Origin of the sequence: Micromonospora sp. LOL_025 (genome assembly GCF_048060285.1) — a bacterium.
Taxonomy (GTDB): domain Bacteria; phylum Actinomycetota; class Actinomycetes; order Mycobacteriales; family Micromonosporaceae; genus Micromonospora.
Genome location: NZ_JBHMIR010000001.1, coordinates 578,807 through 599,175, shown reverse-complemented (window position 1 = coordinate 599,175; position 20,369 = coordinate 578,807). Strand labels below are relative to the sequence as shown.

At 74.1% G+C, this 20,369-nt stretch carries 14 protein-coding genes; 7 read left to right on the top strand and 7 right to left on the bottom strand.

Translation table 11 applies throughout. From position 1 onward, the window contains the following. Nucleotides 1-634: 634 nt before the first annotated feature. Nucleotides 635-2,443: a beta-N-acetylhexosaminidase gene (locus ACFHW0_RS02765; protein WP_416605254.1), complete on the bottom strand. Its 1,809-nt coding sequence runs from the start codon at nucleotides 2,441-2,443 to the stop codon at nucleotides 635-637. Between the two features lie 279 nt (nucleotides 2,444-2,722). Between ACFHW0_RS02765 and ppdK the strand changes: the two genes are divergently transcribed. Continuing rightward, on the top strand, nucleotides 2,723-5,455 hold the full coding sequence (gene ppdK / locus ACFHW0_RS02760) for a pyruvate, phosphate dikinase (RefSeq protein ID WP_416605221.1): 2,733 nt from the start codon (nucleotides 2,723-2,725) through the stop codon (nucleotides 5,453-5,455). Nucleotides 5,456-5,586: 131 nt separating this feature from the next. Here ppdK and ACFHW0_RS02755 read toward each other — a convergent pair whose 3' ends face one another. Then, nucleotides 5,587-6,072: a roadblock/LC7 domain-containing protein gene (locus ACFHW0_RS02755; RefSeq protein ID WP_416605220.1), complete on the bottom strand. Its 486-nt coding sequence runs from the start codon at nucleotides 6,070-6,072 to the stop codon at nucleotides 5,587-5,589. A gap of 193 nt (nucleotides 6,073-6,265) precedes the next feature. On the opposite strand from ACFHW0_RS02755, the gene ACFHW0_RS02750 reads away from it, so the two are divergent. The 6 genes from ACFHW0_RS02750 to ACFHW0_RS02725 all read left to right on the top strand — a co-directional run bounded on the left by ACFHW0_RS02750 (nucleotide 6,266) and on the right by ACFHW0_RS02725 (nucleotide 13,103). Beyond that, on the top strand, nucleotides 6,266-6,619 hold the full coding sequence (locus ACFHW0_RS02750) for a VOC family protein (protein WP_366641762.1): 354 nt from the start codon (nucleotides 6,266-6,268) through the stop codon (nucleotides 6,617-6,619). Next, nucleotides 6,609-7,916, top strand: coding sequence for a deoxyguanosinetriphosphate triphosphohydrolase (locus ACFHW0_RS02745; protein ID WP_416605219.1), 1,308 nt, complete (start codon nucleotides 6,609-6,611; stop codon nucleotides 7,914-7,916). Before ACFHW0_RS02750 ends, ACFHW0_RS02745 begins: the two co-directional genes overlap by 11 nt. Nucleotides 7,917-7,926: 10 nt before the next feature. Continuing rightward, on the top strand, nucleotides 7,927-8,763 hold the full coding sequence (locus ACFHW0_RS02740) for a siderophore-interacting protein (protein ID WP_416605218.1): 837 nt from the start codon (nucleotides 7,927-7,929) through the stop codon (nucleotides 8,761-8,763). A 142-nt stretch (nucleotides 8,764-8,905) separates the two neighbouring features. Next, nucleotides 8,906-10,540 (top strand): BCCT family transporter, encoded by a 1,635-nt coding sequence (locus ACFHW0_RS02735; RefSeq protein WP_416605217.1) that lies wholly within the window; start codon nucleotides 8,906-8,908, stop codon nucleotides 10,538-10,540. Nucleotides 10,541-10,673: 133 nt separating this feature from the next. Beyond that, entirely contained in the window at nucleotides 10,674-12,566 is a 1,893-nt protein-coding gene (gene dnaG, locus ACFHW0_RS02730; RefSeq protein WP_416605214.1) for a DNA primase, read from the top strand. Next, entirely contained in the window at nucleotides 12,567-13,103 is a 537-nt protein-coding gene (locus ACFHW0_RS02725) for a hypothetical protein (RefSeq protein WP_416605212.1), read from the top strand. Between the two features lie 10 nt (nucleotides 13,104-13,113). On the opposite strand, the gene ACFHW0_RS02720 is transcribed toward ACFHW0_RS02725, so the two are convergent. The 5 genes from ACFHW0_RS02720 to ACFHW0_RS02700 form a co-directional block, all read right to left on the bottom strand. Next, nucleotides 13,114-14,082, bottom strand: coding sequence for a TAXI family TRAP transporter solute-binding subunit (locus ACFHW0_RS02720; RefSeq protein WP_416605211.1), 969 nt, complete (start codon nucleotides 14,080-14,082; stop codon nucleotides 13,114-13,116). Continuing rightward, nucleotides 14,079-14,471 (bottom strand): roadblock/LC7 domain-containing protein, encoded by a 393-nt coding sequence (locus ACFHW0_RS02715; RefSeq protein WP_121400267.1) that lies wholly within the window; start codon nucleotides 14,469-14,471, stop codon nucleotides 14,079-14,081. The genes ACFHW0_RS02720 and ACFHW0_RS02715 overlap by 4 nt, the downstream gene beginning before the upstream one ends. Further along, entirely contained in the window at nucleotides 14,468-16,906 is a 2,439-nt protein-coding gene (locus ACFHW0_RS02710) for a nitrate- and nitrite sensing domain-containing protein (protein WP_416605210.1), read from the bottom strand. Before ACFHW0_RS02710 ends, ACFHW0_RS02715 begins: the two co-directional genes overlap by 4 nt. A gap of 69 nt (nucleotides 16,907-16,975) precedes the next feature. Further along, a complete protein-coding gene (locus ACFHW0_RS02705; RefSeq protein WP_416605209.1) occupies nucleotides 16,976-17,995 on the bottom strand; it encodes a TAXI family TRAP transporter solute-binding subunit in 1,020 nt (339 codons plus the stop codon). Beyond that, nucleotides 17,992-20,160 carry a TRAP transporter permease gene (locus ACFHW0_RS02700; protein WP_416605208.1) on the bottom strand — a complete coding sequence of 723 codons (2,169 nt, stop codon included), beginning with the start codon at nucleotides 20,158-20,160 and terminating at the stop codon, nucleotides 17,992-17,994. The genes ACFHW0_RS02705 and ACFHW0_RS02700 overlap by 4 nt, the downstream gene beginning before the upstream one ends. Nucleotides 20,161-20,369 lie beyond the last annotated feature (209 nt).

The window sequence follows — 20,369 nt, the reverse complement described above, 5'->3', positions numbered from 1 at the left end:
CGATGGCGCCGCCGGTGAAGGCGAGCCCGGCAGCGGTCAGGGCGGTCTTACGCAGCATGTCGGTACGCATGGTGATGACACCTTTCGATCGGGGGTGCGCGGACGCGCGGGGGAGCGGCGTGCCGCGAAGGGGGAAGTCAGAGCGGGATCGCTCCGGCGGCGGGGGGCCTGCTCGGGCGTCCGGGATGTCTCAACGACCCGGGCGGCCCAGCCATTCCGCCGGCCGGTCGGCGCCACCCGTGGCGCGGGGGAGCGCCGTGGGTATGCCATGTTCAACGACCCGCGCCGGCCCACGATTCCGCCGCCCGGGTGCCGCCGACCACGGGACGCACCGGACGGCGGCCACGTCCGGCTACGCAACCGGACATCCCGAACCGGACAAACGCCCCATAGCGTCGCAGTCCCCCCGTCAGCGGTCGGCGGGTGGGCATGGGGTGGCGAGCACGCTGTCGGGGCGATGTCGTAACCGACTCACGCTGCCGCGCCGGCTTCGAACCGCGCGGCACCGCGGCGAGCTGTCGGAGCCGGCCCGGGTGGCTCCTCCCCGCGCCGTCGGCCCGCCTTCCCCGGACGCTCTGGGCACCGGGACACTGAACGTCTACGACACCGGCTCGACAGCGCGCGAGGTCGGGCGTCAGGCGGACGGGGCGGGCGCGGGGGCCTCCTCGGGGCCGGTCTGGGCGGGGACCGCCGTGTGTCGCGCGGTGGGAGCCGGCCGCTCGGCGGGCCATGGGATCTCCGGCGAGCGGTGGAAGGCCGTGCCGGCCGCGGTCCAGCGCGGGCCGTGCCCGGCCAGCCGGTCGCGGAATCCGGCCCAGTCGTGCGTCGCGCGGGGCGACCAGCCCAGCTCGGCGATCGCGGGCAGGCGCGGGAAGAGCATGAACTCGACCTCGGCCCGCGAGGTGACCGACTCGGTCCACAGCGGCGCCTCCACGCCGAGCACCGCATCGGCCGGTACGCCGGCCAGGTGGGTGCCGGGATCCCAGTCGTACGCCCGTCGCACGTCGATCAGGCCGGCCCAGTCGTGCCCGATGGGGGTGTCCGGGGCGTACTTCATGTCGAGATAGGCGTGGTTGCCGGGGGAGAGGACGAGCCGCGCCCCCCGCTGGACGGCGTCCGCCGTGACCGGGTCCTCGCCCTTGGTGCCCCACCACTGGAGCACCCGCCCCTCGGCGTGCGCGACGGGCGCGATCTGGTGCCAGCCCACCACCGTCTTGCCGGTCCCGGCGACGATGCGCTGGGTCCGCTCGACGAAGGCCGCGTACGCGTCGGGACGCACCTTGAACGCCTCGTCGCCCCCGATGTGCAGCCACGGCCCGGGAGTGAGCGCCGCGATCTCGCCCAGCACGTCGGCGACGAACTCGTACGTCCGCTCGTTCGTGGGGTCGACGTAGCTGAAACCGACGTCGGTGCCGGTGTGCGGCGGTGGCGCGACGCCGTCCGGGGCCAGCTCGCCGTACGCGGTCAGCGCGGCGTTGGTGTGCCCCGGCAGGTCGATCTCCGGCACCACGGTGACGTGCCGCTCGGCGGCGTAGGCCACGATCCGCCGGTAGTCGTCGCGGCTGTAGTGCCCGCCCGGACCGCCGCCCACCTCGCTCGCCCCGCCGACCTCCGTCAACCGCGGCCAGGAGTCGACCGCGATCCGCCAGCCCTGATCGTCGGTGAGGTGCAGGTGCAGGTGGTTGAGCTTGTAGCGGGCCAGGTGGTCGATCACCCGCAGCACGTCCGGTACGCCGAAGAAGTGCCGGGCGACGTCGAGCATCGCCCCCCGGTAGGGGAACCGGGGCCGGTCGGTGATCGAACCGCCGGGCAGCGCCCAGCGTTCGGCGACCGGCACCGGGCTCTCGATGGCGGCGGGCAGGAGCTGACGCAGTGTCTGCGCGCCGTGGAAGAGCCCGGCCGGGGCGGTGGCCTCGATCCGTACGCCGTCGGACGTCACGTCGAGCCGGTAGCCCTCCGGGCCGAGGTCGTCGGAGGCGGCCAGCGCCAGCGTGATGTCGCCGGCCGGCTCCGGCCGGGCGCCGTGGGTCACCGGCAGCGGATAGCCGGTGGCCGGCCGGAGCAGGGCGGCGAGCTGCCCGGCGACGGCGCGGGCGGCCTCGTCGGGGCTCACCCGGATCACCGCGTCGGCAGTGAGTACGAAGTCGGCGCCCGGGACCGGCGCGACCCGCTCCGGAGCGGGCACGACGTCGCCCAGCCGGACCCGGGCCGGCGGGGCGGCCGGGTCGTCGGCGGCCCCGGTCGCCGGGGCGAGCAGATCGTCGGCGGCCCGGGCCGCTGCCTGGGCCAGCTCGGCGGCGGTCGGTTCGTGGATCGGCAGGTCGTGGTGCGCGGGGGCCCGCTCGTCCACCCCGGCGGCGCGGGACGGGTCGAGCGGCTCCGGGGCGGCGGTGGGAACGGCTGGCACGGCGTCGGCTCCGAGGGGTGTATTTGCGGCGGTTATGGCAAAGGTGAGGTTCACCGAAAAGCGTGTGGCCAAGAATACGAGGCGAAGCGGGAAATGCGTGATCGTGCGCGTGGAAGCGTTCCCAAAAACCCGTACGAACGCGGATAGTCGTGATAGCTGTGCCTATTGTCACCGAACGGTCCCGGGCCACGCGAAGTTCGCTTAGCCTTCGCCCACCGGCCGGCTTGGCACCGGGATTGCCGGTGGTCCATCCCGGGGTATGAGAGCAACTGAACCTTCGTTAAGTGTCGGACCGGCGCGCGTGGGAGGGCTCTGGTGGCAAAGCAGGAGACGGTGGAACACAAGTACGTCTACGCCTTCGCCGAGGGCAACAAGGATCTCAAGGAACTGCTCGGCGGCAAGGGGGCCAACCTGGCCGAGATGACCAATCTCGGCCTGCCGGTCCCACCGGGCTTCACGATCACCACGGAGGCCTGCAAGGCGTACCTCGCCACCGGGGAGGAGCCCGACGGCCTGGCCGATCAGATCGCCGCGCACCTCGCGTCGCTGGAGCAGGCGATGGGCAAGCGCCTCGGTGACCCGGAGGACCCGCTGCTGGTGTCCGTCCGCTCCGGCGCCAAGTTCTCCATGCCCGGCATGATGGAGACCGTCCTCAACGTCGGCCTCAACGACCACAGCGTCCAGGGGCTCGCCCGACAGGCCGGCGGCGTGGACCAGGAGGCCACCGGCGGTGCGGACCGGTTCGCCTGGGATTCCTACCGCCGCCTGATCCAGATGTTCGGCAAGACGGTGTGCGAGGTGCCGGGCGAGGAGTTCGAGCACGCGCTCGACGACGCCAAGCGGGCCAAGGGCACCGGGAACGACCTCGACCTCGACGCCGACGACCTGCGGGGGCTGGTCGACGCGTACAAGAAGATCTTCTTCAAGCACACCGGCCGGGAGTTCCCGCAGGAGCCGCGCGAGCAGCTCGACCTGGCCATCCGCGCGGTCTTCGAGTCGTGGAACGCCGAGCGCGCGGTGCTCTACCGCCGCCAGGAGCGGATCCCGGCCGACCTGGGCACGGCGGTCAACGTGGTGGCGATGGTCTTCGGCAACCTCGGCCCCGACTCCGGCACCGGCGTCGCGTTCACCCGCGACCCCGCCAGCGGTGCCCAGGGCATCTACGGCGACTACCTGGCCAACGCCCAGGGCGAGGACGTGGTCGCGGGCATCCGCAACACCGTGCCGTTGCAGGAGCTGGAGCGGCTGGACAAGAAGTCCTACGACGAGCTGCTCGGCATCATGGCCCGGCTGGAGGGCCACTACAAGGACCTCTGCGACATCGAGTTCACCATCGAGCGCGGCAAGCTCTGGATGCTCCAGACCCGCGTCGGCAAGCGCACCGCCGCCGCGGCGTTCGTCATCGCCGGGCAGCTCGTCGACGAGGGCCTGATCGACCTCGACGAGGCGCTGCACCGGGTCAACGGCGCGCAGCTCGCCCAGCTGATGTTCCCGCGGTTCCGGCTCGACCACGAGTTCCAGCCGGTGGCCAAGGGCATCGGGGCGTCGCCGGGCGCGGCGTCGGGCAAGGTCGTCTTCACCTCCGCCCGCGCGGTCGAACTGGCCGCCGAGGGGGAGTCGGTGATCCTGGTGCGGCGCGAGACCAACCCCGACGACCTGAACGGCATGATCGCCGCCCAGGGCATCCTCACCTCGCGCGGCGGCAAGACCAGCCACGCCGCCGTGGTGGCGCGGGGGATGGGCAAGACCTGCGTCTCCGGCGCCGACGAGATCGACGTCAACGTCCCGCAGCGCCGCTTCGTCGTCGGCGGGCAGACCGTCGTCGAGGGCGACATCGTCTCCATCGACGGCACCACCGGCAAGGTCTACCTCGGCGAGGTGCCGGTCATGCCGTCGGAGGTGGTGCAGTACTTCGAGGGCAGCCTCGACCCCGCGCACGTCGACAACGCGCTGGTCCGGGCCGTACACCGGATCATGTCGCACGCCGACGCCAGGCGGCGGCTGGCCGTACGCACGAACGCCGACACCGGCGCCGACGCCGCCCGGGCCCGGCGCTTCGGCGCGGAGGGCATCGGGCTGTGCCGTACCGAGCACATGTTCCTCGGCGACCGGCGCGAGCTGGTCGAGCGGCTGATCCTGGCCCGCGACAACGCGGACCGGGAGGCCGCGCTGGCCGCGCTGCTGCCGTTGCAGCGCGCCGACTTCGAGGAGATCTTCCGGGAGATGGACGGGATGCCCGTCACCGTCCGGCTGATCGACCCGCCGCTGCACGAGTTCCTGCCCCCGCTGGAGCAGCTCGCGGTCAACGTGGCGGTCGCCCAGGAGCGCGGCGAGGACGTGGCGCAGGAGGAGGCGCTGCTCGCCGCCGTCCGGCGGATGCACGAGGAGAACCCGATGCTGGGTCTGCGTGGCGTCCGCCTCGGCCTGGTCATCCCCGGCCTGTTCGCCATGCAGGTCCGGGCGATCGCGGAGGCCGCGGTCACCGTCACCCGCAGCGGCGCGGTGGCCAGGCCGGAGATCATGGTCCCCCTGGTGGGCGCGGTGCAGGAGCTGGAGACGGTACGCGCCGAGGCCGAGAAGATCATCGCCGAGGTGGTCGGGGACAGCGGCGTCGAGGTGCTGATCGGCACGATGATCGAGGTGCCCCGGGCGGCGTTGACCGCCGGCCAGATCGCCGAGGCTGCGCAGTTCTTCTCCTTCGGCACCAACGACCTGACCCAGATGGGCTGGGGCTTCTCCCGCGACGACGTGGAGGGCGCGTTCTTCTGGCGCTACCTGGAGCTGGGCATCTTCGGCATCTCGCCGTTCGAGTCGATCGACCGTGACGGCGTGGGCCGGCTGGTGCGCATCGCCGCGGAGGAGGGCCGGGCGGCCCGGCCGGAGTTGAAGCTCGGCGTCTGCGGCGAGCACGGGGGTGACCCGGAGTCGGTGCACTTCTTCCACGAGGTCGGCCTGGACTACGTGTCCTGCTCGCCCTTCCGGGTGCCCGTCGCCCGGTTGGAGGCCGGCCGTGCGGCGGTGGAGACGGACGGCTCCGACAGCCGCTGACGCGGAGGGTACGACAGGCCGGCGGCGGACCCGGGGGAGCGGATCCGCCGCCGCTGCCGTGCGGGCGGCCCGTGCCGGCGCGGCCGCACCGTGGGACGGGAGCCGGTCGCGGCCGGCTCCCGGAGGGTTGCTCAGACCGGCGGGCGGCGCCAGGTGTGGGGGGTGACGCGTCGGGGCAGCCTGCCGCCCGAGGTGCGGGCCGTGAGCCGGGCGTGCGCCTCGGGCACCGTCGCCGCCCCGATCAGGCGGTTGGTGTCCAGCACCGAGCCGGTGCGCCGGGCCACCGCCCGCGCGTCGGCGTGCAGCTCCTCCAGGTCGGCGTCGGCGTCGGCGACCAGCGTCAACAGGGCGTTGCGCCCGGCGGGATAGGTGACGACGGCGCTGTTCGAGGTGCGGACCACCGATTCCCGGAACTCGCCGTGCCGCACGGTGTCGGCCACCCGGTGGCCGAGGCCGAAGCTGGCCGCCGCGAGCGCCGCCAGGTGGGTGGCGGCCGTCGTCGGCAGGTCGCTGGAGATCAGCAGGCCGTCGGTGCCGGCCAGCACCGTGCCCGCCACCTCCGGGCGGCGCCGGCGCAGTTCCGACAGTTCCGTTCCCATCATCGTGTCCGCGTTCACGGGCGTCTCCCCACCGTCGGGCCCTCAGTCTGGTCACGTTCCGCGCTGGGAACGCTACCGGCGGCCATGCCTGGCCGCGATCCCGTAACCGTCGGCGATCGGCCGACAACTCTCGACTGTTAGGAGGTTGCGTAGCCGTCGGGCGCGCGCCGGCGGCGCGCCGTTCGCGGCGCGCGGGCGTAACCTGATCGGCATGAGCAGCGCCTGGGAGAGCCTGACCGTCGACGCCCGGGACCCCGCCCGGCTCGCCCGCTGGTGGGCCGAGGCGCTGGGCTACCAGGTGGTCAACGAGCAGCCGGACGAGGTGGAGATCCGCCGGTCCGCCGACCGGCTGCCGGGCATCGTCTTCGTGCCGGTGACCGACGACAAGACGACCAAGAACCGGCTGCACATCGACCTGCGTCCCGATGACCAGGAGGCCGAGGTCGAGCGGCTGGTCGACATGGGGGCCCGGCACGTCGACGTGGGGCAGGGCGACGGCGGCTGGACCGTGCTGGCCGATCCGGAGGGCAACGAGTTCTGCGTGCTGCGGCAGCGTGAGGACTGAGCCTCCCGGGCCGGACGATCCGGACGTCGCCCGCTGGGTCGACGAGCCGCCGAAGGACACCGGGTACGGACGGTCGGCGTACGAGCGGGACCGCGCCCGGGTGCTGCACTCGGCGGCGTTCCGGCGGCTGGCCGCGAAGACCCAGGTGCACACGGCCGGCACGGACGACTTCCTGCGTACCCGGCTGACCCACTCGCTGGAGGTCGCGCAGATCGCCCGGGAGATGGGGGCCCGGCTGGGCTGCGACCCCGACGTGGTCGACACGGCGGGGCTCGCCCACGACCTCGGTCACCCGCCGTTCGGGCACAACGGCGAGGACGCGCTGGACGACCTCGCGGCCGGGTGCGGCGGCTTCGAGGGCAACGCGCAGACGCTGCGGGTGCTGACCCGGCTGGAGGCCAAGGTGGTCGCCCCGGACGGGAGGTCCGCCGGCCTCAACCTGACCCGCGCCTCGCTCGACGCCGTGAGCAAGTACCCGTGGCCCCGCCGCCGGGAGCAGCGCAAGTTCGGGGTGTACGACGACGACCTCCCGCTCTTCGCCTGGCTGCGCACGGGCGGCCCGGGCGACGACCGGCGCTGCCTGGAGGCGCAGGTGATGGACTGGGCCGACGACGTCGCGTACTCGGTGCACGACGTCGAGGACGGCATCCACGGCGGGTACGTGGCGCTGCGTACGCTGCTGCGCGACCCCGGGGAGCGGGCCGCGCTCTGCGCCGACGTCGCCGCCACCTACTCCGGCGAGTCCCCGGCCGACCTCGGCGACGTGCTGCTGGAACTGCTCGACGACCCGGTGCTCGCCCCCCTGGCGGGGTACGACGGCAGTCACCGCGCGCAGGCGGCACTGAAGGCGACCACCAGCGTGCTGACCGGCCGCTTCGTCTCGACGGTGGTGGCGGCCACGCAGGAACGGTACGGCCCCGGGCCGCACCGCCGGTACGCCGCCGACCTGGTGGTGCCCCGGCGGATCCGGGCGCGGTGCGCGCTGCTCAAGGGCATCGCCCTGCGGTACGTGATGCGTCGCCCCGGCGCGGGGGACCGCTACCGGCGGCAGCGGGAGGTGCTGGCCGAGCTGGTGCACGCCCTGGCCGACCGGGCGCCGGACGGGCTGGATCCCGTCTTCGCCCCGCTCTGGTCGGCCGCGCCGGACGACGCGGCCCGGCTCCGGGTGGTGATCGACCAGGTCGCCTCGCTGACCGACCCGGCGGCCGTCGCCTGGCACGCGCGGGTGGTGCGCGGTGGGCGCGGGCACCAGCCGACCGGAGACGGGGGGATGGGCTACCGCGCAAACTTAGGCTAACCTAACCGGCATGACGGAGCGCCCCATCAAGGTCACCACCGCCCGGGTACTGCGCACCGAGCGGCCCACCCCCCACGTGGTCCGGCTGGTGCTCGGGGGTGAGGCGCTGGCCGGCCTGCCGGTGGGCGAGTTCACCGACCACTACATCAAGATCGTCTTCCCGGCGCCGGGGACGGAGTATCCGATCCCGTCGGACCTCAACGCGATGCGCCGCGACCTGCCCCGGGAGCGGTGGCCCCGGCTGCGCGCGTACACCGTGCGGGCCTGGGACGCGTCGGCCGGCGAGCTGACCGTCGACATCGTGCACCACGGCGACGTGGGGGTGGGCGGGCCGTGGGCGGCCGCGCTGCGCCCCGGCGACCCGGTGCCCTTCGTCGGCCCCGGCGGCGACTACGCCCCCAGCCCCGACGCCGACTGGCACCTGCTGGTGGGCGACGAGAGCGCGCTGCCGGCCATCGCCGCCGCCCTGGAGCGGCTGCCCGCCGGCGCCCCGGCCACCGTCTTCGTCGAGATCGCCGACCCGACCGAGGAGCAGCCGCTGGCCAGCCCCGGCGCGGTGCGCCTGACCTGGCTGCACCGGGGCGACCGCCCGGTCGGGGAGGCCCTGGTCGCGGCCGTCCGCGCCCTGGAGTTCCCGCCCGGTGACGTGCAGGCCTTCGTGCACGGCGAGGCCACCTTCGTCAAGGAGCTGCGCCGCCTGCTCCGCATCGAGCGCGGCGTTCCCCGCGAGCGGCTCTCCATCTCCGGCTACTGGCGCCGTGGCCTGGACGACGAGGGCTGGCGCGCCAGCAAGCCCGACTGGAACCGGCAGGTGGAGGCCGAGGAGGCCGCCGCCGTCCCGGCCTGACCGGCCACCGCCGCACCCGACGCCGCCGTCCGGCCACCGGCCGGGCCCGGCCGGCTTCCGTCCACGCGGACCGGCCGGGCGGGTTCTGCCCGATATCGCCGTGTGCCGCCTCCCTGCCCAGCAGGATGGGCAGGGGGTGGCCATGAGCGGGCAGGTGCGGGACCGGGCGCAGGCCGTGGGCCGGATCGACCGGACGGTGCTGGCGCTCAGCGTCGGCGGCGTACTGGCCGTGGTGGCGTGGGGCGTGCTGGCCCGGGGCTCCCTCGCCGGCTTCGGCGAGTCGGGCCTGGCCTGGGTCATCGACACCTTCGGCTGGTTCTTCGTGGTGGCCGCCGACGCCTTCCTGGTGCTCGCGGTGATCATCGCGGCGACGAGGTTCGGCCGGATCCGGCTCGGCGCCGACGACGACGAACCGGAGTTCAGCACGCTGGCCTGGGTGGCCATGATGTTCAGCGCCGGGATGGGGATCGGCCTGGTCTTCTTCGCCGTCGCCGAGCCCATCCAGCACTACGCCGCGCCCCCGCCGGCCACCGGCGTCGCACCGCAGACCGGCGCGGCCGGTGCCACGGCGATGCAGTACACCCTCTTCCACTGGACGCTGCACCCCTGGGGGATCTACGCGGTGGTGGCGCTCGCGCTGGCGTACTCGACCTTCCGCAAGGGCCGGGAGAACCGGATCTCGGCGGCCTTCCGCCCCCTGCTCGGGGACCGTGCCGACGGCGCGGCCGGGCGGGCGATCGACCTGCTGGCCGTCTTCGCCACCGTGTTCGGCTCGGCGACCAGCCTCGGCCTCGGCGCGCTCCAGGTCGCCGCCGGCCTCGACCTGGTGGCGGGTATTCCGGACACGACCACGGTGGAGCTGGTGGTGATCGGCGCGCTCACCCTGGCGTTCGTCATCTCCGCCTTCTCCGGGCTGCACCGGGGGATCAAGTGGCTCTCCACCACCAACGTGCTGCTGGCGGTGCTGCTGATGCTCTTCGTCTTCGCGGTAGGGCCGACCATCTACACGCTGGAGGTCCTGCCGGCCGCGGTCGGCGACTACCTCAGCAACCTGGTCTTCATGTCCACCCGCACCGGCGCCTTCTCCGATCCGTCCTGGCTCGGCTCCTGGACGATCTTCTACTGGGCGTGGTGGATCTCCTGGGCGCCCTTCGTGGGCACCTTCATCGCCCGCATCTCCCGGGGCCGTACGATCCGGCAGTTCGTCGTCGGGGTGCTGCTGGTGCCGAGCGGAGCCAGCGCGGTCTGGTTCGCGGTGATGGGCGGGAGCGGGCTGCGGGCGCAGGCCACCGGCGCCCGGGACCTGGTCGCCGACGTCGGGGCGGGCACCGAGCAGGCCCTCTTCGGCCTGTTGGGGGCACTGCCGCTGGCGACGCTGACCAGCGTGCTGGCCATGGTGCTGATCGCGCTCTACTTCGTCACCAGCGCCGATTCGGCGTCGCTGGTGCTCGGCTCGCTGACCTCCCGGGGCGCGCTGCGCCCGCACCGCGCGCTGGTGGTGCTCTGGGGCGTGCTGATCGGCGCGGTCGCCGCCGTACTGCTGCTGGTGGGCGGGCTGGACGCGCTGCAACAGGCGACCATCCTCGTCGCCCTGCCCTTCGTCGTGGTGATGCTCGGCCTGGCCGTCGCGCTGGTCCGGGACATGGCCCGGGACCCGGCGGTCAACCCGCCGCCGCGGGTCCGCCGTTCCGGCCTGGCCGCGGCCGTGCGGGCCGCCCGGTCGTACGACGAGGAGGACCCGCCGCCGGTGCGGCGCTACCTGCGGCGCCCGCGCTAGACCGGCGCGGCCGGTCCGGACGCCGCGCCGGGTGGCCGTGACCCGGTCGGCGCGGGCGCGGGTGCCGAGGTGACGGCGGTGGTCGCCACACGCGGCGTCCCCCGGCGGCGCGGCGTCGGCGCGGCAGGGCAGGATGTACGCCGAGGGGGTGGCGGACATGGCTGGGCGGATCCGGGACGAGGACATCGCGCTGGTCCGGGAGCGCAGCTCGATCGCCGACGTCATCTCCGAGACGGTGACCCTGAGGTCGGCCGGCGGCGGCAACCTCAAGGGGCTGTGCCCGTTCCACGACGAGAAGAGCCCGTCGTTCAACGTCTCGCCCGCCCGCAACGTCTGGTACTGCTTCGGCTGCGGCGCCGGCGGCGACGCCATCAAGTTCCTGATGGACGCCGAGCACCTCAGCTTCGTCGAGTCGGTCGAGCGGCTCGCCGACCGCGCCGGCATCCAGCTGCGCTACGTCGAGAACGACTCCGCCACGCCGCGCCCGCGTCCCCAGCAGGGGCAGCGGCAGCGCCTCGTCGCCGCGCACGCCGCCGCCGTGGAGTTCTACCGCGGCCAGCTCACCACCGCCGGCGCGCGTCCCGCCCGGGAGTTCCTGGCCCGGCGCGGCTTCGACCGGGCCGCCGCCGAGCGCTACGGCTGCGGCTTCGCACCCGACGCGTGGGACCTGCTCACCAAGCACCTGCGCCAGCAGGGCTTCAGCCACGACGAGCTGGTCACCGCCGGGCTGTCCCGGCCGTCGCGTTCCGGCACGCTGATCGACCGGTTCCGCCGCCGGCTGATGTGGCCCATCCGCGACCTGGCCGGCGACGTGATCGGCTTCGGTGCCCGCAAGCTCTTCGACGACGACGACGGCCCGAAGTACCTGAACACCCCCGAGACGCCCATCTACAAGAAGTCGCACGTCCTCTACGGCATCGACCAGGCCAAGCGGGAGATCGCCAAGCAGGGCAAGGTGGTCGTGGTCGAGGGCTACACCGACGTGATGGCCTGCCACCTGGCCGGGGTGCCGACGGCCGTGGCGACCTGCGGCACGGCGTTCGGCGGGGACCACATCGGGGTGCTGCGCCGGCTGCTGCTGGACACCGACGCCGTGGCGGGCGAGATCATCTTCACCTTCGACGGGGACGCCGCCGGCCAGAAGGCCGCGCTGCGCGCCTTCGAGGACGACCAGCGCTTCGTCGGGCGTACGTTCATCGCGGTCAGCCCCGACAACATGGACCCGTGCGACCTGCGCCTGGCCAAGGGCGACCTGGCGGTGCGCGACCTGGTCGCCCGCCGCGAGCCGCTGGTCGACTTCGCGCTGCGCCACGTCATCAACCGCTACGACCTCGACACCGTCGACGGCCGGGTGGAGGCGATGCGCCGGGCCGCGCCGCTGGTCGCCAAGCTCAAGGACCGGGAGAAGCGTCCGGAGTACGTCCGCAAGCTCGCCGGCGACCTCGGCATGGAGATCGAGCCGGTGCAGCGGGCCGTGCTGGCCGCCGCGTCACCCACCCCCGGCCGGGAGGCCGCGCCGGCCCCCCGGCCCGCCCGGCCGGAGCCGGTCGTCGACAACCCGCACTCGATGGTCGAGCGGGAGGCGCTGAAGCTCGCCCTCCAGGAGCCGGTGCTGGCCGGGCCGATGTTCGACGCGGTCGAGGCGTCGGAGTACCGGCACCCCGTGCACGTCGCGGTGCGGGCGGCCGTCGCGGCGGTCGGCGGGGCGGCCACGGCGACCGGCGGCGCGGTCTGGATCGAGTCGGTCCGCGACGCCTGCGAGGACCTGGCCGCGCGGGCGCTCGTCGGCGAGCTGGCCGTGGAGCCGCTGCGCATCGACGGCGAGCCCGACCCGCGCTACGTCTCGGTCACCATGGCCCGGTTGCAGTGGGGCTCGGTGACCAGCCGGATCAGGGACCTGAAGTCCCGGATCCAGCGGATCAACCCGGTCAACAACAAGGACGAGTACTTCGCCGCCTTCGGCGAGCTGCTGTCGCTGGAGCAGCACGCCCGGGCGTTGCGCGAGCAGGCCGCGGGAGGACTGTAGATGGGACTGTTCCGTCGCAAGCCGAAGCTGCCCCCGGCCGACCGGCCGCCGCTGGACGCCGACGAGCGGGTGCTCGCCTGGGCCGCCGCCGGCAACGGCGAGGGCGACGGGGTGGTGGTCGCCAGCAACCAGGGGCTCTGGCTGCCCGGCCGGGCGCACCGGCTGGGCTGGCACGACGTCCTCAAGGCGGTCTGGTCCGGCCGCGAACTGACGGTGACGCCGGCCGAGCGGCTCGCCGAGCGCGACGGCTACCTGCTGGTGGCCGACCGCCCGGCCGAGACGTACCTGCTGCTCGATCCGGGGGAGCTGCCGCACCAGGTGCGGGAGCGGGTCACCCGGTCGGTGGCGTACACGCAGCACCACCCGGTGCCCGGCGGCGCCGGCCGGGTCGCGGCGCGCCGGGTGCCGGGGGTGGACGGCCTCACGTGGACGGTCCGCCTCGACCCCGGCACCCCGACCGACGACCCCGAGGTGCTCGCCGAGACCGACCGCCTCGTGGCGGAGGCCCGCGCCGCCACGGCCCCGGCGGACGCCTGACCGGCGTGCGTCACCCGCGCTGGTAGAACCGCGCGGCCCCGGGGTGCAGCGGGATCGGGTCGGTGCCCGAGGCGCTCTGCTGGGTGTAGTTGCCGGCCTCCGGGTGCACCTTGACCAGGTCGGCCTGGTAGGCGAAGAGCAGCCGGGTCAGGTCGTACGCCAGCTGGTCGGGCATGTCGGCGCTGACCAGGATGACGTTCGCCACCGTGACCGTCGGCGTGCCGCTCCTCGTCCGGTAGACCTCCTTCGGCAGCTCCGCGGTGGTGTAGACAGAACCGTGGCGCGCGGTGAGCGGCTCCATCAGGTCGGCGATCGGCAGCAGCGCGTACCTGCCGGGCGCGCTGGTCAGCAGGTCGGCGATGCCCGGCGTGGGCAGGCCGCCGGAGAAGAACATCGCGTCGAGCGTGCCGGCCCGCATCCGCTTCACGGTCTCCGGCAGGGAGAGCGTGGCCCGGACGACGTCCCGGTCCGGGTCGAGGCCGGCGGCGGTCAGCAGACGCCCGGCGATGATGTCCGTGCCGGACCTCGGCGAGCCGGTGGAGACCCGCTTCCCGCGCAGCCCCGACAGCTTGGTGATCTTCGCGTCGGCGCGGACGATGACGTGGGTGTAGTTGCTGTAGACCCGGGCCAACGCCCGCACCGGCTGCGGCTGGCCCTCGAAGGCCCCGCGCCCCGCGACGGCGTCCGCCGCCGTGTCGGCGAGGCTGAAGGCGATCTCCATGTCGCCGCTGGCCAGCCGGTTGATGTTCTCCACCGACGCGCCGGTCGGCTCGGCCCGCGCCTCGTAGCCGGGCAGGTGGCGGCTGATCACGTCGGCGTAGCCGCCGCCGAGCTGGTAGTAGACGCCGGTGGTGTTGCCGGTGGCGAGGAAGATCCGGCCACCGTGCCAGGGCTGCGGCCCGGTCTCGGCCGTGCCGCAGCCGGCGGCGAGCACGGTCGCCAGCAGGGCCGCCAGCAACCGGGAGGAGCGTCCGATCACGCCCGGACCGCCGGCTCCAGGGCCTCCGCCACCCGCTGGACCAGCATGGCGGTCTCGTAGCCGATCTGGCCGAGGTCGCAGCCGGGCGCGGCGAGCACCCCGACGAGCGCGCGCTCACCGACCGCCATCACCAGCATCACCCCGCCGTCCATGTCGACGATCTGCTGGCGTACCCGGCCGGCCGACATCAGCCGGGCGGCACCGACGGTCAGGCTGGCCAGGCCGCTGATCACGGCGGAGAGCTGGTCCACCTGGTCGGGCGCGAGGTGGGGCGAGGCCGCCAGCCGCAGCCCGTCGCCGGAGACCGCGAGGGCGTGCGACACGTCCGGCACCTGTTCGGCGAAGTTGGCCAGGAGCCAGTCCAGGCCGGCGCTCACGGATGGGGTCATGGTGTTCTCCTGGGGGGTGTCGTCTGGGTACGTCGGGTCGCGGCGGCCACTCCCTCGGCGAGCGAGGAGAGCCGGGACCGTACGACCTCGGGGTCGAGCAGGTCGCCCGCCGGTCGTGCCGGCGGGGCCTCGTGCAATGTGGCCGGCAGCTGGCCGCCCCGGGTGCGGCGCGGCAGCCCGGCCCCGGTGAGCTGAGGCGGAGCGGACGCGGGGCGGGACGACGGCGCCGCGGCGACGCCACCCGACCCGGTCGGGCGCGCGCCGAGCACCGGAAGGGCGATCGTCGGCGCGTGGTGGACGCTGGACAGGTCGGGCACGGCGGCGGGACTACCGGTCCCGGTCCGGGGCCGGAACCAGGCGGTCTGGGCGGGGACGACCGGCGCCTGCGTACGCACGGGCGGTGGCGCCTGCGCGGGCACCTCCCGGACGGGTGGCGCCGGCGCGTGCACCTGCGGGGCGGCCGGTGCGGGGGCACGTCCCTCCGGGGCGGAGCGCGGGGCGACGTCCTCGACGCGGGTCAGCGCCGACTCCGGGATCTCCACCTGCGCGACGGTGCCCGCGCCGCTGTTGTGCAGCTGCACCCGCACGCCGTGGCGGGCCGCCAGGTGGGCCACCACGTGCAGGCCCATGCTGCCGGCCGAGGCGCTGGAGAGCATCGCGGGGGCGAGCAGCCGCTCGTTGATCGAGGCGAGGCGGCTGTCGCTGATGCCGATGCCCTGGTCGTGCACGCGCAGCGTGAGGCCGTCGATCGTGCGCCGGCCGTCGACGTGCACCGGGGCGTTCGGCGGGGAGTAGACGGTGGCGTTCTCCAGCAGCTCGGCGAGGAGGTGGACCAGGTTGCCCACCGCGGCGGCGTGCACCGCGGCGGTCGGCACGTCGACCTCCACCCGCGGGTAGTCCTCGATCTCCGAGGCGGCCGCCCGCACCACGTCGGCGAGCAGGTGGGCGCCGTCGTGCGTACGGCCGGGCTCCCCGCCGGCGAGGACCAGCAGGTTCTCCCCGTTGCGTCGCATGCGGGCGGCGAGGTGGTCCAGCGCGAAGAGCCGGGCCAGCGCGTCCGGGTCGGTCTCCTCGCGTTCGAACTCGTCGAGCAGCCGCAACTGTCGGGTGATCAGGGTACGGATGCGCCGGGCCAGGGCCTCGGCCATCCGGGTCACGTCCATCCGCACCTCGGCCTGTTCGCCGGCCAGCCGTAGGGCGGCCCGGTTCACCGTGTCGAAGGCCTGGGCGACCTGGGCGATCTCGTCGCGGCCCTGCCCGATGCCGGCGGTCAGCCGGGTGGCCGCGCCGTCGGTCGGCGCGCCGTCGCCGGACGCGATGGCGGTGATCCGCTCGGGCAGTTCCCGGTTCGCCATGGTGAGCGCCGCGACCCGCAACCGGCGCAGCCGGCGGCTGGTGCGGACGGCCAGCAGCACGGCCGCGGTCAACGACGCCAGCGCGACGGCGGTGGTCGCGCCGCCGGTGATCAGGGCCCGTAGCTGGGCTTGCCGGGCCAGCCCGGCGGCGTTGCGGTCGAGTTCCTCGGAGAGTTCCCGGCCGAGCAGGTTGTAGCGCCGGATGGCGCCACTCTGGGCCACGTACCAGGCGTCACCGTCGGTCTTCAGCCCGGCGGGCTCGGTCTCCACGTTGAGCGCGCTGTCACGCATCCGGCGGGCGGTGGAGACGTCGGTGCCGGCCACCAGCCGGGTGTACGCGTCCGCCGCCGGCCGGCTGGCGATCCGGGAGAACTCGGCCTGCCGCTGCTCCTGCGCACCCCGCAACTGGCCGAGGCGGACCAGTTCGCCGTCCACCAGCGCGCCCCGCACGAAGACGGTGCGCAGCAGGTCGCGCTCCACGGCGGCGAGGTGCTCCTGGGCGGCGACGGCGGCGACCTCGCGCGCCCCGTTGGCCAGCTCCCGGTCGCGCAGCTGGGCCGGCAGCGCGTCGGCGACGGCGAGCAGCGACTCGACCAGCGAGAGGTAGGCCGGGTCGGCGGTGGTGCCGCCCAGCGCGGACCCGCGGGCCGTTTCGAGCTGGCCGAGCTGCGCGTCGGCGCCGTCGAGCACCTGGCGCAGGTCGGGGGCGGCGCGGCGGGCGTCCCGGCTGGAGTCGCGGTACCGCTCGACGGACGCGTCGACCCGTCGGCGCTGCGCGTCGACGAGGGGACGTCCGCTGCTGCCGCCCCGCTGGCGCAGGGCCGCCGTCTCGCCGAGTTCCCGTTCCAGCTCGTGCACCAGGCGTACGGTGGCCGTCGCGGTGCCGGCCAGCACCCGGGCGCGGTCCGCGTCGTCGGTGGCGGCCATGGCCATGGCGGTCTGGGTGGACCCCAGCACGACCAGACCGATCGTGGCCACCAGGATGGGCGCGAGCAGCTGGGTGCGTACCGACCACAGCCGGTCGGTGTGGTCGGCGGGCCGGTGGTGCCGGCGTACGCGGCCAGGGGTGGGAAGCGACACTCGGGCCTTCCGGGGGGTGTGGGGTCGGGGGTGCCGGGTCCGGGCGCGGCCCGGACCCGGCACCCGGGATCAGCGTGCGCCGAGGTCCTGCAACGCCTTGTCCGCGCCGCGGTGCAGCGGTACGGGGTCGGTCTTGCGGGCGTTGTCCAGGCTGATGCCCTTGGCGGCCGGGTTGGCCTGCGCCAGGGCGTCCTTCCTGTCGAACACCGTCCGGGTGATCGCGCAGGCCACGTTCGCGTTGAGGTCCTTGCGGACCAGCAGCACGTTCGGCACCACGATGGTCGGGGTGTCCGCGGCGGTCTTGTAGACGTCCGCGCCGATGGTGCCGGCCTGGTACGCCGGGTTGAGCTCGGTCATCTTCGGCAACAGCGGGGTGATGTCGATGAACTTCACCTTGTCCCCGGCGGTGGTGAACAGGTCGGTCAGCCCGCCCGTGGGCACCCCGCCCGACCAGAAGAGCCCGTCGACGCTGCCGTCCTTGACGCCCTCGACGGACTTGGTCAGGTCGAGCCGCTGCGCCTGGACGTCCTTGGCCGGGTCGAGGCCGGCGGCCTCCAGCAGCCGGTTGGCGATGACCTCGGTGCCGGACTTCGGGGAGCCGGTGGAGATCTTCTTGCCCTTCATGTCGGCGACCGAGTTGATCCCCGAGTCGGCCCGGACGACGACCTGCGTGTAGTTGTCGTAGATCCGGGCGAGCGCCTCGACCGGCTGCGGGGCCGTGAAGCTGCCCTTGCCCTGCACCGCGTTGACCGCCGTGTCGAACAGGGAGAAGGCGACGTCGTACTGGCCGCCGACGAGCTGCTCGACGTTCTGCACCGAGGCGCCGGTCTCGGCGGCGGTGCCGGTCAGCTTGCCCTCGGTCGCCCCGGAGAGCTGACCGGCCAGGGCGTTGCCGACCACGTAGTAGACGCCGGTGGCGTTGCCGGTGGCGATGCCGACGCGGGTGCTGTCGGTGACCTTGCAGGTGATCTCGCTGGCGGCGTCGTCCTTGGTCGCGCCGTCCTGACGGCCTCCGCAGCCGGCGGTGCCCGCGGCGACGAGGGCCAGCGCGCCAACCCCCGCGGCGAGCCGCACGTTGATCCGTCTCACTGTTTTTCCTCCCCATGGTTCACCGTTGGTACTGCTGACGGCCCGCCGGTCCGACCGGCGGATCCGCGTCTGACGAGCACACCCGCCACCATGACGGCGGCCAGGGCGGCGCCGATCGCGACGGGCACGGGTTCGAGCCAGAGCAGCGTCAGCCCGGCGAGCGCGCCGACGATCCGCTCCGGCGTGCCGGCCGGGCCCACGCCGGGCAGCCAGCCGCCCGCCGCCACCGCCAGCACGGCGACGCTGAGGGCGGCGACCGTCGCGGCGACGGCTATCCGCTGCGGGCCCCCGATGCCGAGCAGCCCGAGGCCGGTCGGGGTGACCACGAAGGCGAGCGGGATGAGGTAGGCCGGCAGGGCGTACCGCAGGGTCTGCCACATGGTCGGCACCAGTCGGCCGCCGGTCACCGCGGCGGCGGCCACCGCGGCGAGCGCGGTCGGCGGGGACGCCTCGGACAGGACCGCGAAGTAGAAGACGAACATCGCCGCGGCGGGCGCGCTGACGCCCAGGTCCAGCAGGGCCGGGCCGATGATCACCCAGCCGATCACGAACGACGCGGTGACCGGCACGGCCAGCCCGAGCAGGGTGAGGGCGACGGCGGCGAGCAGCGCGGTGAGCGCCAGCACCACGGCCGGCTCGGAGCTGACGGCCTGGGCCCCGCTGACCAGCAGTGCCGCCGCCTGGGGCCCGAGGCCGGTCTTGGTGGTGGTGGCGGTGATGATGCCCGCGGCGGCGCAGACCGCGCTCACCGCGAGCACGCCGCGCACCCCGGCGCTCAGCGCGGCGAGCAGGCGGGCCGGGGTGAGCCGGTGCCGACGGTCGAGGAAGGACAGCACGGCGGCCAGGGTGGTGGCCAGCACCACGGCCTTCGTCGCGGAGAAGCCGACGGCCAACAGCCCGACGATCGCGAAGAGCGAGAGGAAGTGGTAGCCGAAGCGGGCCAGCAGCCGGCTGGCGGAGGCCGTCTCGATCACCACCGGTCGCACGCCCGAGCGTCGGGCGTCGATCTCGACCGCGAGGATGATGCCGAGGTAGTAGAGCACCGTCGGGACGGTCGCCCAGCCGAGCACCTGGAGGTAGGACACGCCGAGGTACTCGGCGATGATGAAGGCCGCCGCGCCGAGCGTGGGCGGGGAGAGGATCGCCCCGACGCCGGCCGCGGCGAGCATGCCGCCCGCCCGCTCCGGCGGATAGCCGGCGCGCCGCAGGACGGGCCAGGTGACCGCGCCGATGCTGACGGTCGTCGCCGCACCGGAGCCGGAGACGGTGCCGAGCAGGAACCCGGAGGCGACTGCCGTGCGCCCGGCGGCCGTGCGCGAGCGCCGGAAGGCGGCGGCGGAGAGCTCCACGAAGAACCGGCCGGCCCCGGAGAGGTCCAGCACCGCGCCGTAGATGGTGAACAGCACGATGTACGTCGCCGCGACGTCGAGCGGGGTGCCGTAGAAGCCGCTGTCGGAGTTGTAGAGGCCGTCGACGATCTGGCCGAAGTCGAGGCCCGCATGGGCCACCGGCCAGGACTGGGGCAGCAGCCCGCCGTAGTAGCCGTAGCCGAGGAAGACCACGCAGACCGCCGGCAGGATCCATCCGGTGGTGCGCCGGCACGCCTCCAGCAGCAGGAGCAGCACGACGGTGCCCATCGCCACGTCCACGCCGACCAGCAGGCCTTGCCGGTCGAGGAAGGCGTCGTACCCGCCGCCGCCGTCGCCCAGGCCGACGGGCAGCACCGGGTAGAGGCAGCTGACCAGCGCCGCGCCGGCCAGGATCCAGTCCGGCAGGGTGGGTCCCCGGCGCCCGGGGCGGTCCGTGGGCGCGGCGTCGGTCGGCGCGTCCGCGCCCGGACGGCGCAGTCGCCGGGGCAGGCGCAGGTCGGCCGGGTACGCCAGGAAGACCATCGGCAGGATGCCGGCCAGGAAGATGACCAGGTAGAACTTGCTCCCCTGGGGCAGCGGGCTGAACACCTGCCAGAGGGCGAGCAGCGCGATGGCCAACGTCGTTCCGGTGACCAGCACGCCGATCGGCCCGGAGAGATCCCGCCCGGGCTTTTCGTCCTCGAACTGCGCGGCGAGTTCCCGTGGATCGGGCGCGGCACCGTCCGGATCGGACCGATGGTCCGTCTCGGGCGGCAACGGGACCGGACCGCCGTCGGGAGTGGATTCGGGGCCCACGGTGGACGGCTGCGGGGCGGGTTCGCCGGATGAACGCACTGGTGGCACGAGGGGGCACGATACGCGAATAAGATACCGGGCGGAACATTGCTGATCATGATTGCAGCCAGTAATTAAATGGGACTTCCGATTACGCAGAGAGACTGTTATTGAGCCCGGATATGCGGCAGGATGCGCGCGCTGATTGGTAAGAATGCGGCAAGCCGGGA